Source organism: Actinoplanes sp. NPDC024001, assembly GCF_040638955.1.
In the GTDB taxonomy this organism is placed as follows: domain Bacteria; phylum Actinomycetota; class Actinomycetes; order Mycobacteriales; family Micromonosporaceae; genus Actinoplanes.
Map to the genome: position 1 here is coordinate 1 of NZ_JBEZZB010000131.1, position 8,265 is coordinate 8,265.

The window sequence follows — 8,265 nt, forward strand, 5'->3', positions numbered from 1 at the left end:
TTCCGTTGCGGGGGGGGGGGGGGGGGTGGGGTTGGGGGGGTTTGGGGGGGCGCGGGTGCCCGGGGGGGGGGCCGCCCGGCCGGGGCCGGGCCCGCGGCGACGACCACGACGACGAACGGCGCCCGCCGCCACGCCAGCAGGGCCCCGACCAGGACCCCGGCGGGGCGGGCCATCCCCGCGAACTCGCTGCCGGCCATCAGCGCGGCCGTGCCGGCCAGCGAGGCCAGCAGCGCGGTCGCCGCCATCGGCAGCAGCCGTTGCAGCGAGCCGGAGAGTTCCAGGCGGTCGCGCAGCACCACGCCGCTCAACCTGATGGCGTAGGTCCCCACGGCCAGCGCCAGGATCGCGGCGATCAGCATCGTGCCTCCTCAGCGACGGTTCCGGCAGCTCCGGAGGCGGCCGGCGGCGGACGGCGACGGGACGGGCGGACCAGGGTCAGCAGGCCGAGCAGGGCGCAGAGCACCGGCAGGCCCGCCGGGAGCACCGGGGTGAGCAGGACCGCGACAGCCGCGCCGGCGAGGGCTACCCGACGGGTGTCCCGGTCGCGCAGCGACGGCAGGATCAGGGCGATCAGGCCGGCCGGGAAGGCCGCGTCGAGGCCGAGCGCGTTCGGGTCCCCGACCGCGCCGCCGAGGAGGACACCGAGGACGACACCGGTGTTCCAGGTGACGAAGAGGGTCGCGCCGACCGTCCAGTAGACCCGGCGGCGACGCGCGGGATCCGGCTCGGCCAGGGCGAACGCGACCGTCTCGTCGGTCATGATGTGGCTGCCGACCAGCCGGTCCCGCCAGCGGGGGCCGATGGTGTCCGCGACGGCCAGACCGAACGGCAGGTGCCGGGCGTTGAGCAGCAGTCCGGCGACGACCGCGGCGAGCGGGTTGCCGGCCGCGAGCAGGCCGACGGCCAGGAACTGAGCGCCACCGGCGAAGATCAGGACCGACATGACGACGGGTAGCCACGCCGGCAGGCCGTACGCGATGGTGATGGCGCCGAACGACGCGCCCACCGCGAGAGTCGCCGCGGCCAGCGCGGCGACGTCCCGGAGCGTTCGATTTACCGTACCCATGGTTCGATATGCTGAACGAATGCGGAGCGTTCGTCAAATCGAACGATGCGACCGATGGAGCGAACATGCAAGAGCCGGCACCGCCGCTGGCCCTGATCGCCGCCGCCCTGCGCCGCGAACGCGACCGGGCCGGGATCTCCCTGGCCGAGCTGGCCCGCCGGGCGGGCCTGGCCAAATCCACGCTCTCCCAGCTGGAGTCGGGCGCCGGCAACCCCAGCATTGAGACGCTGTGGGCGCTCGGCGTCGCGCTCGGCGTCCCGTTCAGCCGGCTGATCGAGCCGCCGCCGTCACCGGTCCGCGTCATCCGCGCCGGCGAGGGCACCCGGCTGCGCGCCGACCGGGCCGACCTGGTGGCCACGCTGCTCGCCACCGGCGCGCCGCACACCCGGCGCGACATCTACCTGATGGAGCTGGAGCCCGGCGAGGCCCGCGAGGCGGAAGCGCACATCCCGGGCAGCATCGAGCACATCGTGGTCGGCTCCGGCCGGCTCCGCACCGGCCCGGTCGACGAGCCGGTCGAGGTGGGGCCGGGCGACTACGTGACCTTCCCGGGCGACGTGCCGCACCGCTACGAGGCGCTGGAACCCGCCTGGGTCGTGCTGATCATGGAGCACCGGTAGTGCGGTAGAGCTTCGCCACGACATCCTCGATGTCCGGTTCGAGCAGCGAAAGATCACGCACGGGTACGGCCGCGACCAGCCCCGCCACGACCGCCCCGGCACCGGCGGACTCCAGCGCGAAGGTCACCCGGTGCCGCTCCGCCTCGACCCCGACCAGGGTGGCGCCGGGTAGCACGAAGTCCTTCGGCAACGGCCTCTCCAGGTCGGCGACGAGGCTGCGGCGCGACCCGTACCGGGCGTGCAGCGCCTCGATCGTCCCATCGTGCACCACGCGACCGTGATCGATCACCACCAGCCGCTCGCAGAGACGCTCGATGTCGGCCAGGTCGTGCGTGGTCAGCACGAGGGTCACGTCGCCGGTCGCGCCCAGCTCGGCGAGGAACGAGCGGACCGCCTGCTTGCTCACCACGTCCAGCCCGATGGTCGGCTCGTCCAGGAAGAGCACCTCGGGGCCGTGCAGCAGGGCGGCGGTCAGCTCGCCACGCATCCGCTGGCCCAGCGAGAGCTGGCGCACCGGGGTGTCCAGGAACTCGTCCAGGTCGAGCAGGTCGCGGCAGCGGCGCAGGCGGGCCGCATGGTCGGCGGCCGGCACCCGGTAGATGTGCCGCAGCAGCTGGAACGACTCGCCGAGCGGCAGATCCCACCACAGCTGCGAGCGCTGACCGAAAACGACCCCGATCCGCAGCGCCAGCCGGGTGCGCTGCGGCACCGGCGTCAGACCACAAACGGACACCTCACCGCTGGAGGGGGTGAGCACGCCGGTGAGCATCTTCAGGGTGGTGGACTTGCCGGCACCGTTCGGGCCGATGTAGCCGACCATCTCACCGGACTCGATGGTCAGACTCACCCCGTCCACGGCGGGAACCACACGGCGCTGTCGGCGGAAACGGCCCGCCTTCACCCGTACCGTGAAGTCTTTGCGCAGCTCGCGCATCTCGATCATGAGCCTGTGCTCCGATATTGGCGAATACCGGCGCGCCAGACGCCGGCGGCGGCAGCCGCCGCGGCGAGCGCGACGAGCGGAGAGACATAGCCGGCCCAGGCCGGCAGGCCGAGCGGATCGGCCCGGCCCAGCAGGGCCAGCGCCGGCTGATAGGCGACGAAGGCAAACCCGAGAGCGTACGCGAAAAGCGCCCGGAACCAGCCGCCGTAAACGGTCATCGGGTACGAGGTGAAGTCCCGCCCGCCGTAGGTGAAGGCGCTGCCGATCTGACCGGAATCGACCCACCAGAAGGCCAGACTCGCGCTGATCACGAAGATCGAACCGAAGAAGACGCAGGCCGCGACCGGCGCCGCCACGATCAGGACGAGCCGGGCCGGCGTCCAGTCGATGTCGTTCACGGCGACCGCACCGCCCAGCACCACGAAGCCGAACACCACGCGCAGCGCCTTCCGCAGCGGCATGTCCATCAGCAGCAACTGCGGCAGCGCGGGCAGCGGCCGGACCAGCACCGCGTCCAGAGTGCCGGCCCGCACATAGTTCTTCAGGCCGTCGACGTTGCCGACCAGCATGTCCGCCAGCGCGAACCCGGAGGAGCTCAGACCGACCACCAGCACCGCCTGCTGCAGGTTGAACCCACCGACCTCGGGGGTGGCCCGGAACAGCACGAACACGGTGATCACGTCGAAGACCGTGGCGCCCATGTTGGCGAACACCTCGACCAGGAACGACGTGCGGTAGGACGTCACCGACCGGAACTGGGCGCCGGCCAGTTTCGCGTACGCCCGCAGCTCACCCACCCTGCACCACCAGGCGCCGCTCGGCCCGGCGCTGCACGAACGCGGCGAGCGCCAGCATCAGCACCACCCAGACCGCCTGCAGACCGACCAGTCCGGCTTGCAACGCCGGACCGTCCCGCTCGGAGATCACATCCAGGGGGGTCTGCAGCAGGCTCGGCAGCGGCGTGAACACCGTGAGCGCCACGGTGATCTCTGCGGGCAGCAGCCGCAGCGGGAAGTAGAGGCCGCCGAGCACGCCCGAGCCCAACGTCCACACCATGATCGGGCCGCGGGCGTCCTGCAGCCAGTACGCCGCGGCGTTGACGACATACCGACAGCCGAAACAGATCATCACGGCGAACAGGACGGAAAGTGTGAAAAGCGGAACGGTCTGCCACCGGGTGGGCGTGTGCAACGGGAAGAAGATCGCCCCGACCAGCACCGGCGGGCCGAACCTGGTCAGCATCGCGTGCAGCGCCCGGCCCAGGTCAGCGGCGAGATAACTGGTCACCGGGGAGACCGGACGTAACAGGTCGGCCGCGATGTCACCGGTCCGGATCCGGTCGGCCAGCTCGGTCCAGCCCCAGATGCCAATCACGCTGAGTAGACCCTGGCCCACCCAGACGTACGTCGCCAGCTGTTCGGCGTCGTAACCCGCCGGTGTGTGCCCGGCCGCGCCCGCAGCCACCGCGAGCAGCACGTAACAGCGGAGGAAGCCGAAGACCGTGTTGGTGAACGTTCCGGCTATGGTGGCTTGCCGGTAGGTCGCGTACCGCCGGAAACCCGACCCGATCAGCGCACCGAAAGTTGTAGCCGAGCCGCGGAACGGACCGTTTCGAGAGATCGTCAGCACCCTGGCGTCGATCCGGTCCACGCCGTTAATCTCCTCTCGAAACCCTCGCGACGGAGCCGGGCGACTCTACCCGGGTCCCCGGCCGGACGCGGCACGATTTTTGACAAGGTGGAGTTCGCCGTGACGGAGCGTTGCCAATCGCCGGGCAGCCCGCTGGGTGCCCGATGAACGGTTGGAGCTCCCGGCCGGGTGCGGACAGCTGGGATGACGAACCCGCCTGGGTGTACGAGATCACCTGGGAGTGGGAGCCGCTGCCGGGTCAGCGATACCCCGGTGACCAGGGACGCCGTAAGGCTGTGCACACGCCGGTCTACGAGGCGTCCAACGGCAGCGCCGCGCCGGTCAGTGCGGCGCCCGTCAGCGCAGCGCCGATCAGCGCCGCGCCGGTGAGCGGATCCGCGCCGGTCAGCGGCGGCGACGGTCGCGGGCGGGGACGCGCGTCGGTGAGCGGTGCGCCGGTGCCACCGCCGACCTGGCCGGAAGAGCCGCGCGACGAGCCGTCCTGGAACCGGCCGGTCCGGATGCACGACCACGTCGACGACCGCCAGCCGGCGCCGGAGCAACGGCGCGGGTCGGGGCCGGTCTATGGGGCTTCGGGGCGGGCCACGCCCGTGGCGCCGGTGTCGCCGGGGCGTGGGTCTGAGTGGGGGCGGGGGCCGCAGCAGCAGCAGGGGTATGGGCCGCGGCCGGTTTCGCCGGCTTCGCATCAGGCGGGGGCTGGTGGGCCGGTGCCGCCGGCCGGGCCGTACCCGCCGGGTGGTCCTCGGCCGGCGCAGCATGGCGGGCCTGGGCCGCAGCATGGCGGGCCTGGGCCGCAGCACGGCGGGCCTGGCTCGCAGCACGGCGGGCCTGGGTCGCAGCACGGTGGACCTGGATCGCAGCAGCATGGCGGGCCGGTGCCGCAGCAGCATGGCGGGCCTGGCTCGCAGCACGGCGGACCTGGGTCGCAGCACGGCGGGCCTGGCTCGCAGCACGGCGGACCCATTCCTTCGCAGCACGGTGGGCCTGCTTCACAGCGCGGTGGGTCCGTTTCTGCACAGCAGGGCGGGTCCGCCCCGCAACATGGTGGGCCTCAGCATGGCGGGCCTGTCCCCCAGCATCGCGGGGCTTTTTCGCCGCAGCAGGGTGGGCCTCGGCCGCCGCAGCATGCGGGTGGGCCGGGGGCGCCGTCGTATCCGGACGGGCGGTTCCCGCGTCCGCCGGCGCCGGGTGCGGCCGTCGGGTCCGTGCCTGGGCGGCCGCGGATTGATCAGGACCCGGGCTATCAGGGTCGCCGGCAGGCTCCTGAACAGCACATTCCTCGGCAGGGGCCGGATGGCCGCCCAATGCCGGGGCCGACTTCGCCCGCTGGGCCCGCTTACGGCAGTGCCCGGCCTGCGCCTCCGGACGCCTTCCCTGCCTACACCGACGAACGCCGATCGGGTGGTCATGGGCAGGAAGGGCCGTTCAACCTGCGCCCGGTTCCGCAGGAGCGGAACAGCCCGGCCGCCGCGCGCCCGGCGCCGCAGCCCACACGGGTCACTCCGCCTACCGGCTACCCGGTTCCCGGGCAGGTCGGTGCTGGTGGCGCGCCGGCTTACCCCGGCACGGCTACCCCGGCCTCCGGTCCTGTCGCGCCCGTGTCCGGGCCGAGCGGCCCGGTGTCCCAGGCCGAGGCCGGCTCGGCCGTTCCGGTCTCCGGCCATGCGCCGGTCTCCGGCAGCGCGCACGTCTCGGGCCACGCGCCCGTTCCCGGCAGTGCGCCCTCCTCGGGTCACGCGCCCGTCTCAGGCAGCGCACCCACCTCGGGTCACGCGCCCGTCTCAGGCAGCGCACCCACCTCGGGTCACGCGCCCGTCTCAGGCAGCGCACCCACCTCGGGTCACGCGCCCGTCTCAGGCAGCGCACCCACCTCGGGTCACGCGCCCGTTCCGGGCGGAGCGCCGGCCTCTGGCTACGCGTCCGTTTCCGGTGAAGCAACGATTTCCGGCCACGCGCCTGTCTCGGGTGGCGGCTTGGGGACGTTCGACGAGCATGCGGAGATCTCGCCGGTGTCCGGTCCTGCCGGCGCAGCGTCGGTCTCCGGGCCGGCGGTCGGTGGGTCGAACTTCGGTGAGTTCGTCTCCGGGGAACTGCCGCAGTCCGGGGAGCCGACCCGGCCCCTCGACCCGCGGCGATCGGGCCACGCTGCCGTTCATGGGCCGGCGCACCCGGCGCAGCCGGACACGGCACGCATTCCGGAGGACCAGACTCGCCCGCTCGATCCGCGCCGGATCGGGCACGAAGCCGCCCACCACCCGGGCGAGCGCACCCAGGCGATCGATCCGCGCCGGGTGGGTATGCACGCGTCCGAGTACGTCGCGGAGCCAGGCCACGATGCCCCGGCACGGCACGGATGGCACGAGCCGGCCGCAGCGCAGTCTGATGCGGGTGACGTCGGCTTTGCTGGGCACACCGGTTACGCGTCGGTGAGCGAGCCGGTCACTGCGCCACCGTTCAGTGATGTCGCTCCGGTGACCGGTGCGCCGCACGGCATGGCCGAACCGGGCATTCCGGCCGCCGGTGAGGGCTTCCGTGGCGAGGCGGTCGCCTCGCCGGCAGGCCCGGCCTACGCCGACCAGGCAGGTCCGGCGTCCAGCGGACCGGTCTATGCCGACGAGACCGTCACGCCCACCGGCGGATCGGCCTTCGCAGAACCCCCTGGCGGATCGGCCTTCGCAGAACATCCTGGTGGATCGGCCTTTGCGGAACACGCTGGTGGATCGGCCTTTGCGGAAGACGCGGTTACACCGCCGAGTGGTACTCCGCTCGTCGCGGACGCGGCAACCGGGACAACGACGCCGGAAATGTCGCAACCTGCCGCCGGGGTAGAGACCGAGGGCACTCCCGCGGCCGATGAACCGCACGGTTTGGGCTGGCTGCTGTCCATGAGCGGCCTGGGCGCGACCACCCCGGTCGCGGAAGCCGAACCGGCACCGGAAGCCGAGGTGGCTCCGGTCCACCCGCAGGGCTGGTTCGCTCCCGCCATCGAATCGGACGACGCCGATCAGGAGCCCGAGACTGACCAGGAGGCCGGGCCCGTAGCCGAGGCTGCCCAAAATGCGGTGGCCGACGTCGAGGTCGGGGCCGACCAAGACGCCGAGGTCGACGCGGAGGTCGAGGTCGACGCGGGGGCCGCGGCGGAGGTTCTGGCCCAGGCCGAGATCGATCAAGAGATCGAGGCCCAGGTCGAGGTCAAGGCCGACCAAGAGGCCGAGTTCGACGCGGAGAACGCGGCGGAGGTCCAGGCCCAGCCTGAGGTCGATCAAGAGATCGAGGCCCAGGCCGAGCCCCGGGCCGAGACTCACATCGAGGCCCAGGTCGATCAAGAGGCCGAGGCCGAACCCGCTATCGAGATCCAGGCCGCCGAAGAGACCCCGGTATCCCAGGATTCGCTCACCTCGGATGCGGACATCACTTCGGCCGACGAGGTTGCGACGCTCGCTGTCCCGGAAATCGAAGGCACCGAACGGGTCGAGCCCGCGCAGGAGGCGACGCCTGCGGATCACCAGGATGCGGAAGCCACCGACGCTTCGATCGCTGCGGAATCCGCGGAGGCTTCGGCGATCGCGGCCGATGCTGCCGAGCCATTCGCTGCCACGACGGACCTCACGGAAGCTCGCGCGGCTGAGGTGGATGCCACCGAGGTCCTCACGGTTGAAACGGACACTGCCGAAGCCGTAGCGGTCGAGGCGAACAACGCCGGAAGTGTCACGGCCGATCCGGACATCGTTGAGGCCGTAGCGGTGGAGACTCACCACGCGGAGACCGCCACGGTCGAGCCGGACGCCGTTGAGGCCGTAGCGGTCGAGACGCATCCCGCAGAGACCGCCACGATCAAGGCGGGCCAAGCAGCGACCGCCACGGTCGAGGCGGAGATCGTCGAAGGCGTCGTCGTCGAGACAGATCACGCGACGACCTCCGCGGGCGATGCGGACATCGTTGACGCCGTAGTCGTCGAGACAGACGGCCCAGCGACCGCCTCGGTT

At 72.2% G+C, this 8,265-nt stretch carries 7 protein-coding genes; 2 read left to right on the top strand and 5 right to left on the bottom strand.

All coding sequences use genetic code 11. The annotated features are described in order from the left end of the window. Together AB0F81_RS37015 and AB0F81_RS37020 are read right to left on the bottom strand one after the other, a co-directional pair. A partial coding sequence (locus tag AB0F81_RS37015; RefSeq protein ID WP_360205212.1) for an AzlD domain-containing protein occupies positions 1-359 on the bottom strand: 359 nt, incomplete at its 3' end. Further along, complete coding sequence (locus AB0F81_RS37020; RefSeq protein WP_360205215.1) at positions 353-1,066, bottom strand: AzlC family ABC transporter permease; 714 nt, start codon at positions 1,064-1,066, stop codon at positions 353-355. The genes AB0F81_RS37015 and AB0F81_RS37020, both read right to left, overlap by 7 nt. A 65-nt stretch (positions 1,067-1,131) precedes the next feature. Between AB0F81_RS37020 and AB0F81_RS37025 the strand changes: the two genes are divergently transcribed. After that, positions 1,132-1,686, top strand: a complete 555-nt coding sequence (locus AB0F81_RS37025; protein WP_360205218.1) for an XRE family transcriptional regulator — start codon at positions 1,132-1,134, stop codon at positions 1,684-1,686. Here AB0F81_RS37025 and AB0F81_RS37030 read toward each other — a convergent pair. The 3 genes from AB0F81_RS37030 to AB0F81_RS37040 are packed head-to-tail and all read right to left on the bottom strand — an operon-like array spanning position 1,670 to position 4,270. After that, the gene (locus tag AB0F81_RS37030) at positions 1,670-2,629 is read right to left on the bottom strand and encodes an ATP-binding cassette domain-containing protein (protein WP_360205221.1); all 960 of its coding nucleotides are present in this window, start codon (positions 2,627-2,629) and stop codon (positions 1,670-1,672) included. The genes AB0F81_RS37025 and AB0F81_RS37030 overlap by 17 nt on opposite strands. Next, the gene (locus AB0F81_RS37035; protein ID WP_360205223.1) at positions 2,626-3,426 is read right to left on the bottom strand and encodes an ABC-2 family transporter protein; all 801 of its coding nucleotides are present in this window, start codon (positions 3,424-3,426) and stop codon (positions 2,626-2,628) included. Before AB0F81_RS37035 ends, AB0F81_RS37030 begins: the two co-directional genes overlap by 4 nt. After that, positions 3,419-4,270 (bottom strand): ABC-2 family transporter protein, encoded by an 852-nt coding sequence (locus AB0F81_RS37040; protein WP_360205274.1) that lies wholly within the window; start codon positions 4,268-4,270, stop codon positions 3,419-3,421. The genes AB0F81_RS37035 and AB0F81_RS37040 overlap by 8 nt, the downstream gene beginning before the upstream one ends. A 1,982-nt stretch (positions 4,271-6,252) precedes the next feature. Here AB0F81_RS37040 and AB0F81_RS37045 point away from each other — a divergent pair. After that, the coding region (locus AB0F81_RS37045) for a hypothetical protein (protein WP_360205226.1) at positions 6,253-8,265 on the top strand (2,013 nt) is incomplete at its 3' end.